At 59.2% G+C, this 20,408-nt stretch carries 17 protein-coding genes; 5 read left to right on the forward strand and 12 right to left on the reverse strand.

Features of this window, described 5'->3' with window-relative positions:
• Window positions 1-3: 3 nt before the first annotated feature.
• The 6 genes from QD357_RS01280 to QD357_RS01305 form a co-directional block, all read right to left on the reverse strand.
• Window positions 4-1,377, reverse strand: coding sequence for a pyruvate dehydrogenase complex E1 component subunit beta (locus tag QD357_RS01280; protein WP_107107953.1), 1,374 nt, complete (start codon window positions 1,375-1,377; stop codon window positions 4-6).
• Window positions 1,378-1,394: 17 nt separating this feature from the next.
• The gene (pdhA, locus tag QD357_RS01285; protein ID WP_107107952.1) at window positions 1,395-2,438 is read right to left on the reverse strand and encodes a pyruvate dehydrogenase (acetyl-transferring) E1 component subunit alpha; all 1,044 of its coding nucleotides are present in this window, start codon (window positions 2,436-2,438) and stop codon (window positions 1,395-1,397) included.
• A gap of 157 nt (window positions 2,439-2,595) precedes the next feature.
• Window positions 2,596-2,907 (reverse strand): FtsB family cell division protein, encoded by a 312-nt coding sequence (locus QD357_RS01290; protein WP_107107951.1) that lies wholly within the window; start codon window positions 2,905-2,907, stop codon window positions 2,596-2,598.
• Between the two features lie 284 nt (window positions 2,908-3,191).
• A complete protein-coding gene (eno, locus tag QD357_RS01295; RefSeq protein WP_107107950.1) occupies window positions 3,192-4,466 on the reverse strand; it encodes a phosphopyruvate hydratase in 1,275 nt (424 codons plus the stop codon).
• 149 nt (window positions 4,467-4,615) lie between these two features.
• Window positions 4,616-5,455 carry a 3-deoxy-8-phosphooctulonate synthase gene (gene kdsA, locus QD357_RS01300; RefSeq protein ID WP_107107949.1) on the reverse strand — a complete coding sequence of 280 codons (840 nt, stop codon included), beginning with the start codon at window positions 5,453-5,455 and terminating at the stop codon, window positions 4,616-4,618.
• Complete coding sequence (locus QD357_RS01305; RefSeq protein ID WP_107107948.1) at window positions 5,452-6,339, reverse strand: VOC family protein; 888 nt, start codon at window positions 6,337-6,339, stop codon at window positions 5,452-5,454. The genes kdsA and QD357_RS01305 overlap by 4 nt, the downstream gene beginning before the upstream one ends.
• Before the next feature lie 529 nt (window positions 6,340-6,868).
• On the opposite strand from QD357_RS01305, the gene QD357_RS01310 reads away from it, so the two are divergent.
• From QD357_RS01310 to lexA, 4 genes are all read left to right on the forward strand, one after another.
• Window positions 6,869-8,113, forward strand: a complete 1,245-nt coding sequence (locus QD357_RS01310; protein ID WP_107107947.1) for an alpha/beta hydrolase — start codon at window positions 6,869-6,871, stop codon at window positions 8,111-8,113.
• Window positions 8,114-8,181: 68 nt separating this feature from the next.
• Entirely contained in the window at window positions 8,182-10,212 is a 2,031-nt protein-coding gene (locus QD357_RS01315; protein WP_246451045.1) for a mechanosensitive ion channel family protein, read from the forward strand.
• 45 nt (window positions 10,213-10,257) lie between these two features.
• Window positions 10,258-10,809, forward strand: a complete 552-nt coding sequence (locus QD357_RS01320; RefSeq protein WP_245407457.1) for a DUF2721 domain-containing protein — start codon at window positions 10,258-10,260, stop codon at window positions 10,807-10,809.
• Between the two features lie 390 nt (window positions 10,810-11,199).
• On the forward strand, window positions 11,200-11,922 hold the full coding sequence (gene lexA / locus QD357_RS01325; RefSeq protein WP_107108139.1) for a transcriptional repressor LexA: 723 nt from the start codon (window positions 11,200-11,202) through the stop codon (window positions 11,920-11,922).
• Here the strand turns inward: lexA and QD357_RS01330 are convergent.
• The gene (locus QD357_RS01330) at window positions 11,903-14,362 is read right to left on the reverse strand and encodes a ComEC/Rec2 family competence protein (RefSeq protein ID WP_107107946.1); all 2,460 of its coding nucleotides are present in this window, start codon (window positions 14,360-14,362) and stop codon (window positions 11,903-11,905) included. The two genes, lexA and QD357_RS01330, sit on opposite strands and share 20 nt — an antisense overlap.
• Before the next feature lie 279 nt (window positions 14,363-14,641).
• On the opposite strand from QD357_RS01330, the gene gltA reads away from it, so the two are divergent.
• Window positions 14,642-15,931, forward strand: a complete 1,290-nt coding sequence (gene gltA, locus QD357_RS01335; RefSeq protein WP_107107945.1) for a citrate synthase — start codon at window positions 14,642-14,644, stop codon at window positions 15,929-15,931.
• A gap of 29 nt (window positions 15,932-15,960) precedes the next feature.
• On the opposite strand, the gene lpxB is transcribed toward gltA, so the two are convergent.
• The 5 genes from lpxB to lpxD are packed head-to-tail and all read right to left on the reverse strand — an operon-like array spanning window position 15,961 to window position 20,364.
• Complete coding sequence (gene lpxB, locus QD357_RS01340; protein WP_107107944.1) at window positions 15,961-17,142, reverse strand: lipid-A-disaccharide synthase; 1,182 nt, start codon at window positions 17,140-17,142, stop codon at window positions 15,961-15,963.
• Window positions 17,139-18,020 (reverse strand): LpxI family protein, encoded by an 882-nt coding sequence (locus QD357_RS01345; protein WP_107107943.1) that lies wholly within the window; start codon window positions 18,018-18,020, stop codon window positions 17,139-17,141. Before QD357_RS01345 ends, lpxB begins: the two co-directional genes overlap by 4 nt.
• Window position 18,021: 1 nt before the next feature.
• Window positions 18,022-18,837, reverse strand: coding sequence for an acyl-ACP--UDP-N-acetylglucosamine O-acyltransferase (gene lpxA, locus QD357_RS01350; protein WP_107107942.1), 816 nt, complete (start codon window positions 18,835-18,837; stop codon window positions 18,022-18,024).
• Entirely contained in the window at window positions 18,834-19,307 is a 474-nt protein-coding gene (gene fabZ, locus QD357_RS01355) for a 3-hydroxyacyl-ACP dehydratase FabZ (protein ID WP_107107941.1), read from the reverse strand. Before fabZ ends, lpxA begins: the two co-directional genes overlap by 4 nt.
• Window positions 19,300-20,364, reverse strand: coding sequence for a UDP-3-O-(3-hydroxymyristoyl)glucosamine N-acyltransferase (gene lpxD / locus QD357_RS01360; RefSeq protein ID WP_107107940.1), 1,065 nt, complete (start codon window positions 20,362-20,364; stop codon window positions 19,300-19,302). The genes fabZ and lpxD overlap by 8 nt, the downstream gene beginning before the upstream one ends.
• Window positions 20,365-20,408: the final 44 nt, after the last annotated feature.

The raw sequence follows: 20,408 nt of genomic DNA on the forward strand, positions 1-20,408 counted from the left end.
CCCTTATTTGTAGCAAACGGCTTTCACCGCATCGACCACTTCACCGACATTCGGAAGCGCGAGCTTCTCGAGGTTGGCGGCGTAGGGCATGGGCACATCCTTGCCAGCAATCGTCAAGATCGGCGCATCGAGATAATCGAAGGCCTGCTGCATGACGCGGGTGGCGATTTCCGTGCCGACGGAAGACTGCGGATAGCCTTCCTCGACGGTCACCAAGCGGCCCGTCTTCTTGACGGATTCGATGATTGTCGGCAGGTCCATCGGGCGGATGGTGCGAAGGTCGATCAGCTCGACGTCAATACCCTGGGCTTCCAGCTCGGCAACTGCCTTGGTGGCATAGGTCATGCCGATGCCGAAGGAGACGACCGTTGCGTCCTTGCCCGAGCGATGGATGCGGGCCTTGCCGATCGGCAGAACGAAATTGTCAAGCTTCGGCACGTCGAAGTGCTGGCCGTAGAGAATTTCGTTTTCAAGGAAGATGACCGGGTTCGGATCGCGGATCGCGGCCTTCAGCAGGCCCTTGGCGTCGGCTGCCGTATAGGGCATCACGACCTTGAGGCCCGGAATCTGGCTGTACCAAGCGGCATAGTCCTGGCTGTGCTGGGCGGCAACGCGAGCAGCCGCGCCGTTCGGGCCGCGGAAGACGATCGGAGCGCCCATCTGGCCGCCGGACATATAAAGGGTCTTGGCGGCGGAGTTGATGATGTGGTCGATCGCCTGCATGGCGAAGTTGAAGGTCATGAACTCGACGATCGGACGAAGGCCGGCCATGGCGGCACCGACGCCGACACCGGCAAAACCATGCTCGGTAATCGGGGTATCGACAACGCGGCGAGGGCCGAATTCCTGCAGCAGGCCCTGGGTAACCTTGTATGCGCCCTGGTATTCGGCAACTTCTTCACCCATGACGAAGACGTCCGGATCGGCGCGCATTTCTTCGGCCATGGCGTCGCGCAGTGCTTCACGCACCGTCATCGATACCATTTCCGTGCCGGCCGGGATTTCCGGATCAGCAGGCGCGGTCTTCGGCTGCGCCGGAACGGGTGCCGGAGCAGCGGCAGCGGCCGGAGCTTCGGTCTTGACCGGTTCGGCAGCCGGAGCAGCCTTGGCCGTCGAGATATCCGAGGCGGACTCGCCGTCCTGCAACAGGATCGCGATCTTGGTGTTGACCTTGACGCCTTCGGTGCCGGCCTGGATCAGCAGTTTGCCGATCGTGCCTTCGTCGACGGCTTCCACTTCCATGGTCGCCTTGTCGGTTTCGATTTCGGCAATGACGTCACCGGAAGTGACCTTGTCGCCTTCCTGCTTGAGCCATTTGGAAAGGGTGCCCTCTTCCATCGTCGGAGACAGGGCGGGCATAAGAATATCGATGGGCATGGATCGTCCCTCCCCGATTAGAGCAGAATGTCGGTGTAGAGCTCGGATGCATCCGGCTCCGGATCGTTCTGGGCGAAATCGGCGCTGTCGGCGACAATGTCGCGGACGTCCTTATCAATCGCCTTCAGCTCGTCTTCCGACGCCCAACCCTTTTCCAGAAGGCGAGCGCGAACCTGCTCGATCGGGTCATGCTCGGAGCGCATCTTCTGCACTTCGTCCTTGGAACGATACTTGGCCGGGTCCGACATGGAATGGCCGCGGTAGCGATAGGTCAGCATTTCCAGAATGATCGGGCCTTTGCCGGAACGGCAATATTCGACTGCTTCGTCGGCAGCAGCCTTGACGGCGCGGACATCCATGCCGTCGACCTGGATGCCGGGAATGCCGAAGGAGGTACCACGCTTGGAGAAGTCGGACTGCGCGGTTGCGCGCGCCGTCGACGTGCCCATGGCGTAACGGTTGTTCTCGATCACGTAGATCACCGGCAGCTTCCAGAGCTGCGCCATGTTGAAGCTTTCAGAAACCTGGCCCTGGTTGGCCGCGCCATCGCCGAAATAGGCGACGCTGACATTGTCATTGCCGCGATACCAGTTGGCGAAGCCGAGGCCGGTGCCAAGCGAGACCTGCGCGCCGACGATGCCGTGGCCGCCGTAGAAGTTCTTCTCCTTGGAGAACATGTGCATGGAGCCGCCCTTCCCTCGGGAATAGCCGCCCCGGCGTCCGGTAAGCTCGGCCATGACGCCGCGGGCGCTCATGCCAGTCGCCAGCATATGGCCGTGATCGCGGTAGCCGGTTATGACCTGGTCGCCTTCCTTCAGCGCCAATTGCATGCCGACGACGACAGCTTCCTGACCGATGTAGAGGTGACAGAAGCCGCCGATGAAGCCCATGCCGTAGAGCTGGCCGGCCTTCTCTTCGAAGCGGCGGATCAGGAGCATCTCACGATAGGCCTTGAGTTCCGCATCGCGGTCGAATTCCGCGATCGCACCACCATTGGTGTCTTTGGCAGGCTTGGATGTCGTCTTGCGGCTGGAAACGGACGCGGATTTTCGCGGCGCCATTCAACTCTCCCTATGTGAGTGGCCTCGTTATGTAGTGCCGCGTAACATAGGGAAGATTGCTCGCCACAGCAATGCTATAATTGCATGGCTCATATTCTTCGCAAGCGATTGATATGCTTATAAAAAAAGCAATTAACCAGAATTCGGTTAATTGTGACTATTTGTTGAAGATAACGATCTCATCGTCCTTCGAGTAGGTCAATTGATAGCGCGCATATTGGTCAAGCATATCCTTGTCCAGCGAGCCATCGCTGAGCAATGCCACTTCTTTTTCAAGGCGTTCGCGCTTGGCGACGAGATCGGCGAGTTCCTTGCTGCGATCGATGCGCTGCTTCTCGAAGACCTCGGTCGCCTTCAGACCGTAATCGCCGTGAATGCAGTGATAGCCGAAATAGCTCACGAAGGCGACCGTGATGGCGGGGAGAACGAAACGGCCGAACTTTCTCTTCTTATGATATTTTGTCCACATACTCGCTTGCTCAAAACGCTCTGTCGAGAATGATCTTGAACCCCAAGTCCGCGACGGAAATGCGAAGTGGCTTCCGATAAGATCACGCTAAATCAAACATCTCTGACAACACTAGCCGCCAGAGATTAACCATCCGTTGACTCTGCCATTTTTCCAACAAAAAACCGCGCCCGAAAGCGCGGTTCAAGAGCTGGAAATTATTGGCTTATAAGCCGACTCGGATTGTTATTCGACGCAGAATAAGCCTTTGCGAAAATCCCGCGGATTTTCAGGGGTATCGACTATCAGCCGCGAAGGATGGAACGGCCGGCATATTGTGCCTGAGGGCCGAGCGCTTCTTCGATGCGGATGAGCTGATTGTACTTGGCAAGACGATCGGAACGCGACAGCGAGCCGGTCTTGATCTGACCGCAGTTGGTCGCAACAGCGAGATCGGCAATGGTCGAATCCTCGGTTTCGCCGGAACGATGCGACATGACGGCCGTGTAATTGGCCTTGTGCGCGGTTTCGACGGCGTCGAGGGTTTCCGTCAACGAGCCGATCTGGTTGACCTTGACGAGGATCGAGTTGGCGACACCCATGCGGATGCCGTCACGCAGACGAGCCGAGTTCGTGACGAATAGGTCGTCACCGACAAGCTGCGTCTTCTTGCCGGTCAGGTCGGTCAGGATCTTCCAGCCTTCCCAATCGTCTTCGGCCATGCCGTCTTCGATCGAGATGATCGGATATTTGGCAGCGAGCTCGGCAAGGTATTCGGCCATAGCGCCGGATTCCAGCGTGCGGCCTTCACCTTCGAGAACGTACTTGCCGTCCTTGAAGAATTCCGTGGAGGCGCAGTCGAGACCAAGCGCGACTTCCTCGCCCGGCTTGTAGCCGGCCTTTTCGATGGACTTCATGATGAAGTCGAGCGCAGCCGGGGCGCTGGAGAGGCCCGGTGCAAAACCGCCTTCGTCACCGACATTGGTGTTGTGGCCCTGCGAAGCCAGTTCCTTCTTGAGAACGTGGAAGATTTCCGAACCCATGCGCACGGCGTCACGGAGCGTATCTGCGCCGACCGGAAGGATCATGAATTCCTGGAAGTCAATCGGATTGTCGGCATGGGCGCCGCCGTTGATGATGTTCATCATCGGAACCGGCAGCAGACGGGCGTGAGCGCCGCCGACATAGCGGTAGAGCGGCAGGTTGGCGCTCTGGGCAGCGGCCTTGGCGGTTGCGAGGGATACGCCGAGGATGGCGTTGGCACCGAGGCGCGACTTGTTCGGCGTGCCGTCCAGCTCGATCATGATGTTGTCGATCTGAATCTGGTTTTCCGCGTCAATGCCGCCGATCGCATCGAAGATCTCGGTGTTGACGGCTTCGACAGCCTTCTCGACACCCTTGCCATGATAACGCTTGCCGCCGTCGCGAACTTCGACGGCTTCATGCGCGCCGGTCGACGCGCCCGACGGAACCGCGGCGCGGCCCATGCTGCCGTCTTCGAGGTACACATCGACTTCGACGGTGGGGTTGCCACGGCTGTCGAGAATCTCGCGGGCGATAATGTCGGTGATTGCGGTCATGATAGCTTCCTGCTCGCTGGTTGTAAATCGATTGAAATCTGTCTTAGTCGAAGATGCGGAAATTACAATGCCGCCCCGCATCCTCGATTGAAGCTCCTACAGGCCGCGTAGCGCAAGTTCATGTCAGCCTGTTGAACGCCTCCCATTTCTCAGGCCTTGGCGATCGCGTCGAAGGCAAGCAGCTTTTCCAGAAGCTGCGGCATGTCCTTCAGATACACCATGTTCGGACCATCAGACGGCGCATTGTCCGGGTCTTCATGCGTCTCGACGAAGACGCCGGCAACGCCGACAGCGACCGCTGCGCGCGCCAAGGTTTCGACGAATCGGCGATCGCCGCCGGTCGAACCGCCCTGCCCGCCCGGCTGCTGCACGGAATGGGTCGCGTCGAAGACCACCGGCGCACCCATTGCCGCCATGATCGGCAGCGAGCGCATATCGGAAACCAACGTGTTATAGCCGAAGGAGGCGCCGCGCTCGCAGAGTAGGATATTCGGATTGCCGCTGTCGTTCAGCTTGGCGAGCACATTCTTCATGTCCCAGGGCGCGAGAAACTGTCCCTTCTTGACGTTGACGACGCGGCCGGTCTTGGCAGCTGCAACCAGCAGGTCGGTCTGGCGCGACAGGAAGGCCGGGATCTGCAGAATATCGACCGTCTCGGCGACAATGGCGCACTGCTCTTCCGTGTGGATGTCGGTCAAAACCGGAAAGCCATATTCCTTCTTGAGGTCGGCAAAGACTTCCAGTGCCATTTCCAGACCGATGCCGCGCTTGCCTGACAGCGAGGTGCGGTTCGCCTTGTCAAAGGACGATTTGTAGACAAGGCCGATGCCGAGCTTGCCGCAGAGTTCTTTCAGGACACCGGCAACCATGAAAGCGTGGTCGCGGCTTTCCATCTGGCAGGGGCCAGCAATCAGCGAAAGCTTTGACGAGTTGGAGAACAGGACCTTGGAGGCTCCCTCGCCAACGGTCACTTCGGAATTCGTGCTCATGCTATCTCCTCGAAGGCGAACAGCGCGCCCTGTCCGGGGGCGGGCTTTGCCAGAATACGATTGTTCTTACGCGTGTATGTGACGCCGTTAGCAGTCAAATGCGCCGATGTCACGGAAAGATCGCGGGTCTTGAAAAGGATTGCCCGCGCGCGAAGGCCGGGATCCTCGGCCGGCACCGGCAAATCGTAGAAGGCTTCCATGCCTTGCGGGGTCAGGACCTCGATCCCCGCATTGGCCGCGTGGACAGTTAGGCCGAAGGAATGATCGACTATCTTTGGTCCACCCGCGACCTGCTCGAAAAAGCCACGGAACGCAGCCGGCTTCGGCGTCGATACGGCAATTCTAGCGATGCCGGTCACGCCATTGGCATGCCGCTCCAAGGCGCCGCGATCAGCCGGCAACGGATTGATGCGCTGGCAGCAAAAGGTGAAGAAATCCGGCGAACGCAGATCGGCTGCGAAAGCGAGACGGAAACCTGCCGTCACCTCCGAGCCATCCGGCATGCGCATCGGCCGCGCAAAATCGAGCATGTTTCCGGCAGACATGGCATTGGCCCGGAAGCGCTCGTCATCGGCGACCGCATCGTCCGTACCGAAAACGATGGCCGAAAAACCTTCATCATCGATGCGAAAACGGTAGGCCTGGTCGCGGGCGACGAAAACATTGCCTTCCGCCACGCTCGCCTGGCACTGCTCCTGGGATGCAACGCCCAGGGGCTCCAGATAGATATTGTCGGGAAAGAAAACGCAGGCGTTTTCCGTGCCGAAGGGATGGCGGGCATCGGCGGCGACGGTAAAGCCGAGCTTACCCAGCCGTTCCCGCGCCCCTGCGATATTGGCCGTCGGCAGAACGAAATGATCGAGCGGATGCGGCGACGAGATCATGGTCTCCCCCTTCATTCGTCGGCAGGTTTGCGCCCATCTGCCGCTCAATTCAAGATCAAAGCGTTACGGCAAAACCAGGTAGAGCGCTCCCAGGACATCTTCAACAAGCGCGTCAAAAACTATTGTGAGGGACAGGAATGAAATCGTCGAAAATCAGGCGGCGGGAAGAAGGGTCAAGCATCCTGCCGCAGACTGCGCTCCAGATGCGCTATATCTTCCATCCACTTAGCGGAATGGCGTATACAGCGGCGCAGAACTCTGGCTTGCGGAAACGAAATAATTCGATCATCATAATATAATAACACAACTGGGAACGCAGCCTTAGGCGAATGATCGCGGTGATGGTGGCCTCGACGACGTCCCTTTATTGGCGGCACACAAAAATGCGCATTCTTCCATTTCGGATTGTCCAGGGCTAACGCAACGCACAATCCGATCTCGGAAAAGGAAGGACGGTCTGTCGTTACTTCTATTTTCGCGGCAGTACTTTGTCCGACCTGTCGAATGCCGAGGGGGAGGCATAGGTTTGATGCTCGTCGAGAGGGCGCTTACACGCGCGGTCTTGTGTCTGGTTGCATGTCTCTGCCTTGCCGTGGCGGGATGCGCTGGGCATGCCGAGGGGGTTATGAAGCCGGTCGCACTGTCGACCGCCATTCCGCACAGTTCCACGGTTGACATGCTGGTCGCAACCAGCCGGGCGCCGTCGGGTGATCCGAATACACTTTTCTCCGGCGAGCGGAGCCCGCGTCCGTATCTAACCGACGTCGCCATCTCCATCCCACCGAACCGCAAACCCGGAACCCTGCAATGGCCCAAGAAATTGCCGCCAGATCCAAAGACGGAGTTTGCGGTAACCCGGGTTCACGAGCTGCACTCCATCGCTGAAGGTCGTGCTTGGTTCAGCCAGCATACCGTCGACGGAAAGGTGCTGGTCTTCGTTCACGGCTTTAACAACAAATACGAGGATTCCGTCTTCAGGCTTGCGCAGATCGTGCACGATTCCGGCGCCCAGGTGACGCCGATGCTCTTTACCTGGCCTTCACGCGCACGGCTTCTCGACTACAACTACGATAAGGAGAGCACGAATTATTCGCGAACGGCGCTCGAGACGGCCCTCAGAACCTTATCAAGCGATCCAGAGGTGAAAGACATCACCATCATGGCGCACTCCATGGGCACCTGGCTCGCCATGGAGGCGTTGCGCCAGATGGGCATCCGGGATGGCCGCGTGAACCCGAAAATCCACAACGTCATCCTGGCATCACCGGATATCGACATCGATGTTTTCGCGAAACAGTTCGTTGAGATGGGCGCGCCGCGGCCGAAGTTCACGATCTTTGTTTCCCAGGACGACCGGGCGCTGGCAGTCTCCCGACTGATATCGGGCGATGTCTATCGCCTCGGCGCCATCAATCCGGCCGAAGAACCCTACCGCACCAAGCTCGAACGCGCTGGGATCACCGCGATCGATCTTACCAAGGTGAAAACCGGAGACAGCCTCAACCACGGAAAATTCGCGGAGAGCCCGGAAATCGTCAAGTTGATCGGCACCCGACTCGTTGCCGGGCAGCCGCTCACCGATTCCGACGTACGGCTGAGCGACGACATCACCGCTGTGATTGCCGGAACAGTCAAAGGCGTCGGTACGGTGGCTGCCAAGACAGTAACAGCGCCCGTCACCGCGATCGAAAACGCCAAAACAACCGGCCCTAAAGCTACCGATATCGAAGATACATTGAAAAGCGACCCCCAGCAGCGTGAACTCACGAATTGAACGGCCGAGATCGGCAGGTGCCAATTGATGACTTCCCTTGCGAATGAACTGGTTTCGAGGTTGTTCAGATGTTTCGGCGCCTGATCCCTGGTGTTTTGGTTCTTCTTTTTATGATGATCGTGCCGCAACTGTGCCGGGCGCAGGTTGCCGAAACACCCCCTGCGGCACCGCCTGCAAAAGTGTCCGAATTGCTTCGCTTGATGAATGATCCGGAGCTACGCCAGTGGCTGGAAAAGCGGCAGGCGGCGGAGCAGCAGCCTACCGCGGCGACAGCGACATTGATCGAGAGCGGCGAAGCCCGCGCTCGGGCGCGATATCAGGCGCTGCGAGCGGCGATTCCGAATGTCCCGGTGCAGCTCGCCGATGCAGCGCGCAGGGTGCGTGAGCAGGCAAGGAACAGCGGCTTTGCGCCAGCATTCGTCATGCTCACCATACTGGTCTGCATCGGTCTCGCGGGGGAATGGTTTTTCAAAAAAACTGTCCTCAAAGCCCGGTTTCAAAATCCTCTTGTCGCACACACGATCGGAGAATTCGGGCCATGGATCGCTTTCACCCTCGTCAGCTCCGGCATTTTCCTGGCCATCGACTGGCCGCCACTTCTGCATGTGGTGATCCTGTTTTATCTGCTGGCATTCATCGCCGCTCGCCTCGTGTTTGCCTGCTGCAAGCTATCGAGGGACGCAGGCGCCTTGTCGCCCTTCGGCTACCATAGAGCCTGTCTCTTCATCGCCGTTCTGGCCTTCGCCGGCGCCACGACGTCGCTGACCAAACCGCTCTCCATCGACGGAGACGTCGGCACCGTCATTTCCCACGGCTTCTCCATTCTCCTGTTGCTAATCGTATTTGAAGCCGTGTGGCGACGGCCGGGCGATGCGACAGCCTCCAGGCAGCTAGCGCTTGTGAATACCCTCTATTCAGTCTACGCGATCGGCCTCTGGCTTCTTTGGGTGACAAACTTCCTCGGTCTTTTCTGGCTTGGGGTCTATGCCGTTATTCTTCCGGGATTGCTGTCCGCCGTCGGACGAACGGCAGAGGCATTCGCAAAAGGACGGTGGCCGAGCGACAACAAGAACAGTGCGCGCATGGTGTTGGCAGTCCGTGGTGCGCGGGCACTCGTCATCGCAGCCGCGGTCGGCTGGATCACAGTCATCTGGCACTATGATCCCAACATCCTCGCACGAGAAAATCCGGCAATCGACGCAGCCGTTCGCGGCGCACTGAAGAGCGTCGTCATCCTGATTTTGGCCGATCTCTGCTGGCAGTTGTCGAAAGCATTCATTGACGAGAGATTGAGCGTTGCCGATAGCGACGCATCCTCGCCGTCGGCGGAAGCCGCGCGCGCGGGCCGCCTTCGCACCCTGCTGCCGATCTTCCGCAACGCGCTTGCAGCCATCGTCATCGCGGCCGCCGTCCTCACGGTATTGTCGGAAATGGGCGTGCAGATCGGGCCGCTGATTGCGGGAGCCGGCATATTCGGCGTGGCGATAGGCTTCGGCTCGCAAACGCTCGTCAAGGATATCGTCAGCGGCATTTTCTACCTCATGGACGATGCCTTCCGCGTTGGCGAATACATTCAGAGCGGCAGCTACAAGGGAACTGTGGAATCCTTCAGCCTGCGTTCCGTCAGGCTTCGACATCATCGCGGTCCGGTGTTCACGGTTCCCTTCGGCGAACTTGGCGCCGTTCAGAACATGAGCCGTGACTGGGCGATCGATAAATTCATGCTGCGGGTTCCGTTCAACACCGATGTCGCCAAGGCGAAGAAGATCGCCAAGCAAATCGGAGAGCAATTGAAGGAAGATCCGGAAATCGGCCCGCAAATCCTCGAGACCCTGAAAATGAAGGGCGTCGAGCAGATCGGCGACTTCGGTATCGAACTGAGCTTTGCCTTCACCGTCCTTCCCGGTCGGCAAACCTATATCCGGCGGCGCGCCTACACCATGATCCGCGACGCCTTCATGGAAAACGGTATCGAATTCGCTCAGCCAACCGTCCAGGTGGGCGGCGAGGAGAAATCCGACACCGCAGCCGCCGCTCTGACAATGCACAAAAAGAGAACCGCTGAACAGTTGGCACAATCGCCGGCGCCACCGACGTAAAACATTCGCGTGAGATCAGCCACGGCCTCACGCTGACGTCCTTCCTTGCCGAAGCAACACCCCGAACCTGATGCGGATGACGTCGGAAAGGAGATCGAGCGTGCTGAACGACCAGCTAACGTCTGCTGCCGCGCACGTTATTCAAATAGCGCTGACGCCGGTCTTTCTGCTGGCCTGGCCGGCACCGCCGGGTGCCTCAATGTTTTCTCGGCTAGGCTCGCCCGCGTCTCGGACCGGGTCAACAGCCTTTTCGAACGGGTGACTTCGGAGGACCCGGATGAAACGCGGCTGCTGCAGCTCTACTATCTGCGGCGGCGGACATTGGCGCTTGAGGTTGCCGTCCTGCTCGGCACGGCATCGGGCATGTGCACATGCCTTGCAACGCTCGGCCTCATGGGCGGAGCGATTCGCCAGCAATTTCGCGAGCAGCTACTGCTGTGGTTCTTCGGCCTTGCCGTCATCGCGCTCATGGGCGCTTTCGTGGCCTTTCTCTTCGAGATGATTCTGGCCGGTCGCAGTATGCTAAAGCAGATCGCCAACGACCGCACCCTGCTCGAGCATACGCACAGGAGTTCGAGTAAGAGCCCAACCTATTGAATTTCCATCCAATATTACTAGAATCGTCGCCGATCCCAGCCCCGCGAAAATTCGATCCTTCCTGTTCGATCTACAGTTTGTTCTCCTTCGTTCGGAGAGCATCGCTCTCCAAAGAGACTATTGAGCAAACAACGTGGCTTTTTATCGCTTTTGAGATGGACCGCTCCTGATCGCAGAAATCACATTTAATCGTATTCCATATACATATCAGTACCTTAGTCTGTATGCGTCGAGAAAATCCGTCAGCCCAGGACCCGTTCTGTTCCCATTTATTTGAGACACTTACAAAATATTCACCAAAATTTAAGGACTTGCGGAACACATATGGAACATATAGTGTCCGTTCTGGATTTGTTTCACGACACCTTCTCAGTCCCGAGGTTCAAAACGATGTTGACGCGCAAGCAGCAGGAACTGCTTCTCTTCATTCACGAACGCATGAAGGAGTCCGGCGTTCCGCCATCTTTCGACGAGATGAAAGATGCGCTGGACCTCGCGTCAAAATCTGGCATTCACCGTCTCATCACGGCTTTGGAAGAGCGCGGTTTCATCCGCCGTCTGCCGAACCGGGCCCGGGCGCTGGAAGTCATCAAGCTGCCGGAGGCCTATAGCCCGAGCCTGCAGCCACGCCGCGGCTTTTCGCCAAGCGTCATCGAGGGTAGCCTTGGCAAACCGCAACTTGTGCCGCCACCCGCTCCCGCCAAGCCGGTAAGTGAGGAAAACAACAGTTCGGTCTCGGTCCCCGTCATGGGCCGCATCGCCGCCGGCGTTCCGATCTCGGCCATCCAGAACAATACCCATGACATCACCGTTCCCGCCGACATGCTCGGCTCCGGCGAGCACTATGCGCTGGAGGTCAAGGGCGACTCGATGATCGATGCCGGCATCTTTGATGGCGATACCGTCATTATCCGCAACGCCACGACCGCCAATCCCGGCGACATCGTCGTCGCTCTCGTCGATGATGAAGAGGCGACATTGAAGCGCTTCCGCCGCAAGGGAGCTTCGATCGCGCTTGAGGCCGCTAACCCGGCTTACGAGACCCGTATTTTCGGGCCGGATCGTGTGAAAGTGCAAGGCAAGCTCGTCGGCCTCATTCGCCGCTATCACTGACGGGTGACACCGGTGCGATCGGCGCTCCGAAAGTACCGGTTCGCCAGTCATAGGCGCGATGAAGGCTCCATGGCCGCGTTAGATTTTCAAACGCCGCCGTTATTACCGGTTTCTCGGCGCCGAGGTTCATTTCGATGGACCCAGTCCGGCGAAGTGTTACGCCCGTAAAAAGCATAGCGCCGGAGCGGCAGCGATCAAGCCGCAGCCGTATGGGTGTGACGACGATATTGGCGGTATCGCAGGCCGGAGCGAGATAAGCAGCGTCTTCAATGGTGACAAGCATGTCGCCATTCTCCAGCATTGCCACGCACCAAGCCCCTTTCTGGCAGGCGAAACCGCCCTGCCCGGCATTGTCCAGTGCCGCATCCATCGCCTTTCGAACGGCGGTCTGTTCGTCGGAACTCAAGCGGCGATGCTTGTCCGATTTGCTGATTTTAGGGAGCTGGCTGTCGGGCGGAAGCATCGCAGGCGGTTGCTGCTCGGTGATCGCCAGGGCTCTTTGCCACTGCTCGAAGATGAAATCGGGCGGTTTCTCACGGTTGGTCGTCAACGCACCGTTTCGCAGCAAAGCGACCAGCGTACCGTCCTCGGAGATCATCAGATCGGGTTTCGGAACACCGGGGCTGAGGGCCACGACTGCGACCGAGCCAATGATCAAAAGCGCACCCGCATGCCGCAGCCATGTTTTGAGCAGGGTCATCAGCAAGAAGCCGACTATGACCGTGGGAAATAGCCAGACCGGTAGTCGGCCAAAGGGAATATTGCCGCCCCAGGCGGCGACCGTTTTGGCAACGACGATGACGGCATCGAGTCCCGCGCCGGTGATCTGCCAGAAAGGAGCATCGACGCCAAACGGCATCAGCATTGTAGCCGCCATACCAAAAGGCATGACGACAAAGGAGACGACCGGCATGGCCGCCAGATTGGCGACAAGACCATATGTCGCCAAGCGGTGAAAATGCTCTATCGAGAAGATCGCGGTCGACGCGCCGCCGATAAAGGAGGTCGACAATATGCCTCCGAAGAAGCGCGAGACGAAGAGCAGCGGACGCAGGAGCCGGAACCGGGAGAGAACGCTTTCCCGATGCGGTCGCCTCGTCCAGAGCGAATAACCGGACACCAATGCCAAGGTCGCCGCGTAGGACATCTGGAAACTTGGTCCGAGCGCCTGTGACGGTGACAGAATGAGGATGACGATCGCCGACAGTGCTACGTTTCGGAGGCTGAGGGATGGCCGGTCGAAGAGCACGGCAACCAGCATGATCGCCATCATGATGAAAGCGCGCTCTGCCGATACGCCGAAGCCGGAAATGAAATAATAGGCTGTCACCGTGACCAGCGCGCCGAAGGCTGCGATCTTCTTCGTTGGCCAGGCCTGGGCCACGCCGAAAAACAGGCTGAGGGCATAACGCAGGCCGACATAAAAGATGCCCGCGGAGAGCGCCATGTTCAGGCCGGAGATGGCAATGATATGCGCAAGACCTGAGGTCCGCAGCGCTTCCGTCGTCTCATCCGAGATCGCTCGTCTCTCATCGGTGACAAGCGAGGCCGCAAAGGCGCCGGTGTCACCGGGCAAAAGCATCCTAATCCTGTCGCCGATGCTGCTGCGCAAACGCGCGAGCCAGATATCCGCCTTATCGAAAAACGATCCCTGAGCAACATCACTGGTCGGTGATAGTAGCGTCGGCGTTCCGTAGGCAAAGCCGTTCGCGCCGGTGCCATCGAAATAGGCGCTGAAGGCGAAATCGTTGAGACCGGGCAAGGCGGGTCCGGCCGGTGGCGTCAGCCGCGCCCTGCCTTGAATGCGATCCCCGAGTTCAAAGGGCTGGAGCTGTTTGCGCACGAAAATGGTGATCTGCGCCGGAGGCCGGCGAACAGCCGGCTTTTCCGTTGCCTCGAGAGCTACGACATAGCGCCAACGCCCCTTATCGTCGGCCTCGCGCCGTTCGATCCGCCCGGTGATCGTAGTCGTCACCGCAGAGTCGAGCATCACCGTCGACGCGCGCCAGGTTTCGCATTGCGCCAAAGCCATGCCGGAGCAGGCAAGCATGGCCGCATACAGCAAGTGCCGCAACACCCGCCCCGCCTCCTGTTGGATGAAGAAAGCGGCTGCGAAGATAAGGAGGGCGGCAAAAACGGCCTGCGGCGGCGGATCGGCTCCGGCGGCAAACCAGAAGATCGCGCCGGCGCCGATATAGACCGGCGCAAACAGCATCGCGCGACCGTACGCCGCCTCTTCTTCGACCAAATGGTAAATGCCGAGTCGGATGCTGCCTGCCGCAAGGCGAAGACGGGCAATAAGCGCGGCGTGATCCTGTGTTCGCTCCGGCCGCATCGCTTTGGTAGCAGAAATAGTCGTGCCGATGCCGTGCTCGCGCTCGGCAACCGCAGCAAACTCCCTACTTTCCACCTGCGGATCCGGTGCCTCTAAATTAGGCATATACCCCAGCGCCCACGCAAAACTACAGCTAGAGCGAGAGTTTTGCCGTCACCGCTAGGTGATTTCAACTGAAATCGGCCTAATCTCCAACAAATGACGCCAATTCATGTTAGCGCACGACGAGTCCGCCTACCGCAGTGCCCAAAAGTTGATACCGCAATGCACAAATAGGCGTAACGATAACTTGGCATTAGGCTCTGGATCATATAGCTAATCGTTAGTCGCTTAACCCTTTGGCGCTTTTTAAGGCGCCATCCCGCCAAATCTTGGAGGATCAGCATGACGGAACAAAGCGCGAAACTAACTTGGGGTGAAAAGACGGTGGATTTGCCGGTTAAGACCGGAACCATCGGCCCAAGTGTCATTGATATTGGTGCCCTTTATAAGAACACCTCCACTTTCACCTACGATCCTGGCTTCACCTCGACTGCGTCGTGCGAGTCCAGAATCACCTTTATTGATGGCGACGAAGGCGTTCTGCTGCATCGCGGTTATCCGATCGAACAGCTTGCTGAACACGGCGATTTCCTCGAAGTCTGTTACCTGCTGCTCTACGGCGAATTGCCGACCGCAGCCCAGAAGAAAGACTTCGATTACAGGGTCGTGCACCACACCATGGTGCATGAGCAAATGTCCCGCTTCTTCACCGGTTTCCGCCGCGATGCGCATCCGATGGCCGTCATGTGCGGCTGCGTCGGCGCTCTGTCGGCCTTCTATCACGACTCCACCGACATCACCGATCCGCACCAGCGCATGGTCGCAAGCCTGCGCATGATCGCCAAGATGCCGACGCTTGCCGCCATGGCTTACAAGTACCATATCGGCCAGCCCTTCGTTTACCCGAAGAACGATCTCGACTATGCCTCGAATTTCCTGCGCATGTGCTTTGCCGTGCCCTGCGAGGAATATGTAGTCAATCCGGTGCTTGCACGCGCCATGGACCGCATCTTCATCCTGCACGCGGATCATGAGCAGAACGCGTCGACCTCGACGGTTCGTCTCGCTGGCTCTTCCGGCGCCAACCCGTTCGCTTGCGTTGCCGCTGGCATCGCATGCCTCTGGGGCCCGGCTCATGGCGGCGCCAATGAAGCAGCGCTCAACATGCTGACGGAAATCGGCACGGTTGACCGTATTCCGGAATATATCGCCCGCGCCAAGGACAAGAACGATCCGTTCCGTCTGATGGGCTTCGGCCATCGCGTCTACAAGAACTACGATCCGCGCGCCAAGATCATGCAGAAGACGGCGCACGAAGTGCTCGGCGAACTCGGCATCAAGGACGATCCGTTGCTCGACATCGCGATCGAACTGGAACGTATCGCGCTGACCGATGACTATTTCATCGAGAAGAAGCTTTACCCGAACGTCGACTTCTATTCCGGCATCACGCTGAAGGCCCTGGGCTTCCCCACGACCATGTTCACAGTGCTGTTTGCGCTTGCCCGCACCGTCGGCTGGATCGCTCAGTGGAACGAGATGATCGAAGATCCGGAACAGCGTATCGGCCGTCCGCGCCAGCTCTACACCGGCGAACCGCTGCGCGAATACGTTCCGGTTTCCAAGCGTTAAGCCGAAAAACGAGACAACAAAAAACCCGGTCAGAAATGGCCGGGTTTTTTCTTGGACAAGACATCGAGAACGATCGCCGCCGCCTTTTCGCCAGGCGGTTCCTCGGTCTGCATTCGCTGCCAGACCAGATCGTAGCCGTGAAGCATAGCCGCAAGCTCCGGCGTATCATTCGACAAGCGCTCCATATAGCGGGCCAACAGACCGGGACGCAGCACGTCGTTGATCAGCTCGGGCACCACGGCATAATCCGCAATCAAATTCGGCAGAGCCGCCGTCCAGGTTTTGATGCGCGAAAGCACGAACCGGGCGAGCCACTCGGTCTTATAGGCCGAAATGACGGGAACGCCCGCAAGCCCCAATTCCAGAACCACGGTGCCGGAGGCTGCCATTGCAGCATCCGCTTCCGCAAAAGCATTCCACTTGGCATCCTGGCCGACGAAGACATCCGGCTTGACGCTCCAGTTTTCAAGCAGCGAGCGCACCAATGCCTCCTGCCGCGGAACGGTCGGCAAGACATAACGAACGCGATCGCTTCGCCGGCTAAGCTCCAGCACCGCCTGCTCGAAAACCGGCAGAAGCTGGCGAATTTCCGAGGAACGCGATCCGGGAAGCAGCAGGATCGTCTTCTCGCCATCAGGCGCGCTAGGCACCCGAAGCGCACGCAGGCGACGGGTCTCCAGCAGGTTCGGATCCACCGTCAGGCGATGGCCGACATAGGTGGTAGCCGGCCCCGCCAGCCGCTGCATCGCCGCCGGCTCGAAGGGTAGAATGGCGAGGACGTGATCGACATAGGCGAGCATCTTCTGCGCGCGATATTCTTTCCACGCCCACACGCTCGGGCAGACATAGTCGACGACCGGCAGGTCAGGCAGCGCAGCGCGGACCTTCTTGGCGACGCGATGGGTGAAATCCGGGCTGTCTATGATGAGCAGCACGTCAGGCTTGGCCGCGATGATGGCGTCCGCCGTCTGGCGGATACGGGCAAGCAGTTTCGGCAAGCGCTTGATAACCTGCGCAAAACCCATGATCGACAGTTCGGAATAATCGAAAAGCGAACGCAAGCCCTGCGCTTCCAGCGCGTCGCCACCAACGCCGATTAGCTCGATGGGGCCATCGTAGCGTTGCTTCAATGCCGCGACGAGATCGCCGCCAAGCAGATCGCCGGAGACCTCGCCGGCGATGACAGCGAGTTTCAACGGCGCACCGCTCACATGAAGCCCTCCGCGCTGAGGCCACGGTCGATGCCGCAGACGAAAAGCCCGGCTTCGTCGGCAGCCGCGATGACCGCTTCACGTTCCAGGACCAGCGCCCTGCCAGCCTCGACGGCGATGCCGGCAAGGCCGGCTCTCTTGGCGTTGAGTACCGTCGAGACCCCGATCGACGGCAGGTCTGCGCGTACATCCTGCTGAGGCTTGCAGAGCTTCACCAATACGCCGCGACGACGTTTTGATATGCGCCCGTCGGCCCGCAAACCTGCCACACGCTCGATCATCTTGTCCGTGCCCTCGGCGCCTTCGAGTGCCACGACGCGGCCGCCGACGCTGACGGCACCCTGCCCGACATCCAGCAGCCCCAGCGCAACGGCTGCCTTCGCACCTTGCGCAATATCGCGCAGGTCCTCTTCCGATGGCGAGAAACGGCCAAGCGGCCCGGTGGTCGCCAACAAATCCGGTGCGATCTCATGCGCGCCGACGACGCGGACGCCGCCAGCCTCGATCAAGCGGATCACCATCTGCAACACGGCATTATCGCCGCCGGAAAGAAGGGTGCGGATGGTCAACGGCAATTCCTTGATGACGCGCCAGGTCGGGCGCACGTCGCGCCAAGGCGGACGGCGCGCAACACCGCCGGACATCACGACCCGGTCGACCCCATAGCGGCGAAACATCGCCTCCAGGCCGGCAAAATTGCCGACGCCGAGATTGGCATGATCGAAAGCGGACCAATCGCGATCCGCCTCGTCCGTCAGTGCTATGATAACAGGATTTTCACCTGCCTGGCGGGCGGCGTCGGCGACATAGGCCGGCAAAAAGCCGCTGCCTGCGATGATCGCCAGCCTGCCCGTATGGCTTTGACCGCTCGCGGCCACCTCAGCCCTTACCGCGATTGGGCGACGACAATGCGCGATCGCTGTCGGCGGCGATGAAATCGAGGATCTCGATCACTTCCTTGCAATCGGCATATTCAGCGCGGATCGCCGCCGCATTGTCGCGGATCGAACCTTCGCCTTCGAAAATGCTCTTATAGGCGCGGCGAACCGAATGGATGACCGAACGCTCAATTCCGGCCCGGGTCATGCCGACAATGTTGAGGCCCGAGAGCACGCCCGGATTTCCGTTCAGCATGCCATAGGGAATGACGTCGTAGCTCGCGGCGGAGAGACCACCGACGAAAGCTTGCCGACCGATACGGGTAAACTGATGCACCGCGCAGCCGCCGCCGAGGATGACTCGGTCTTCCACGGTGACATGCCCCGCCAGCATCACATTGTTCGACATGATGACATTGTTGCCGACGCGGCAATCATGGGCGACGTGCGAATTGGCAAGGAACAGATTGTCGTTGCCGACGATGGTCTTGCCGCCGTAGTCGGCCGTCCCGGTATTGATCGTCACGCCTTCGCGGATCGTGCAATTCTCGCCGACATCCAGCGTCGTCTCTTCACCACCATGATGCACGCTCTGCGGATCGCCGCCTACGACAGCCATGGGGAATATCTTCGTGCCCTTGCCGATCGTCGTCCGGCCGGTCACGACAGCATGCGTCAGGAGCTGGACGGCATCATGCAGCACGACCTTGGGGCCGACATGGCAGAACGGACCGACGACGACGTTCTCGCCAATGACCGCTCCATCCTCAACAACCGCGAGCTTATGAATGCGCGCGCTTTTTGCAATGCTGCTCATGCCTGCTCTTGGTCCTTCCGTACGATCATCGCGCCGATATCGGCCTCGGCAACCAGCGAACCATCGACCTTGGCGTCGCAATGGAACTTCCAGATCGTACCGCGCTGCTTCAGCTTGACGACATGGAACTCAACACGGTCGCCCGGCACGACCGGCTTGCGGAAACGGGCATTATCGATCGTCATGAAGTAGACGAGATTGCCGCCGATTCCATCCTTGCGGGCGCAGATCGCGCCAGCCGTCTGCGCCATGCCTTCAATCAGCAGCACGCCCGGCATGATCGGAGATTCCGGAAAGTGGCCGGTGAATTGCGGCTCGTTGGCCGTGACGTTCTTGATACCGATGGCGGAGTTATCGCTATCGATCTCAATGATCTTGTCGACCATGAGGAAGGGGTAGCGATGCGGCAAGAGCTTCATGATTTCGATGACGTCTGCCGACGACATCGACGTCTTGGCTTCTTCAGTCATGCTCCGCACCGTCCTTCTTTTCTCTGGCTCCTGATCGCTTTGCGATCTCCGCCGACTCTCTCAGAAAATCCCACAATGGCCGCGCCGGAAGACCAGCATAACGCTCACCCGCTGGAATATTATTCATTACGCCGCTCTTGGCGCCGATCTGAACGCCGTCGCCGATATGAATGTGGCCGTTCAAGCCTGCCTGACCGCCGATCTGCACACCATCGCCGAGCACCGTGCTGCCGGCTATGCCGACCTGGCTGACGATGGCGCAGTGGCGGCCGATGCGGACGTTATGTCCGATCTGTACCTGGTTGTCGATCTTCGTGCCTTCGCCGATGACCGTATCATCCATGGTGCCGCGATCGATCGTGGTGTTGGCGCCGATCTCGACATTATCCTGAATGATGACGCGGCCGATCTGCACGATTTTCACCATGCCGCGCGGCCCCGGCGCATAGCCAAACCCATCCTGGCCGATGCGCGCACCATTGTGAATGATGACGCCATTGCCGAGATAGGAGCAAAGCACACTCGCGCCGCCACCGATCGTGCAATTGCGCCCGATCTTGACGCCCGGCCCGATCATCGCGCCAGATCCGATGCGTGTGCCCTCGCCGATCTCGGCACCAGGCCCGATAACCGCGCACGGCTCAACGCCGACATTCGCCTCAAGCTTGGCGGTTGGATCGATGAAAGCCGCCGGCGAAATCAGCGTTGGCGCAGACGTCAGCGCAACCGGACGCATGGCTTGCGGATGCAGAAGAGCACCCGCCAGCGCGAAATCCGTATGCGGCTTTTTGGAAAGGAGAACCGGGATATGCGCGGGAACGAAAGACTTCAGCGCCGGCAAACAAATGATCGCCGAAGCCCGACAGGTCTCCAATTCCGCACGATTCTTCCGGGAGAGAATGTAGCAAACGTCGCCTTCGCCCGCCCGATAGACGGGAGCGATGGACTTGATGACGACGCCGGCAAAGGCCTCGTCAACAAGCTCCGCCCCAAGATACTCGGCCAGCGCGCTTAGGCTGACGCCATCATGGGGCGGAAAAAAACCGATATGTTCCATAAGCACCAGCTCCAGAACGGTGTTAAGCCCGCAGTTCTGGGCTG

The sequence above is a fragment of the Rhizobium sp. BR 317 genome (assembly GCF_047445835.1).
In the GTDB taxonomy this organism is placed as follows: domain Bacteria; phylum Pseudomonadota; class Alphaproteobacteria; order Rhizobiales; family Rhizobiaceae; genus Rhizobium; species Rhizobium paranaense.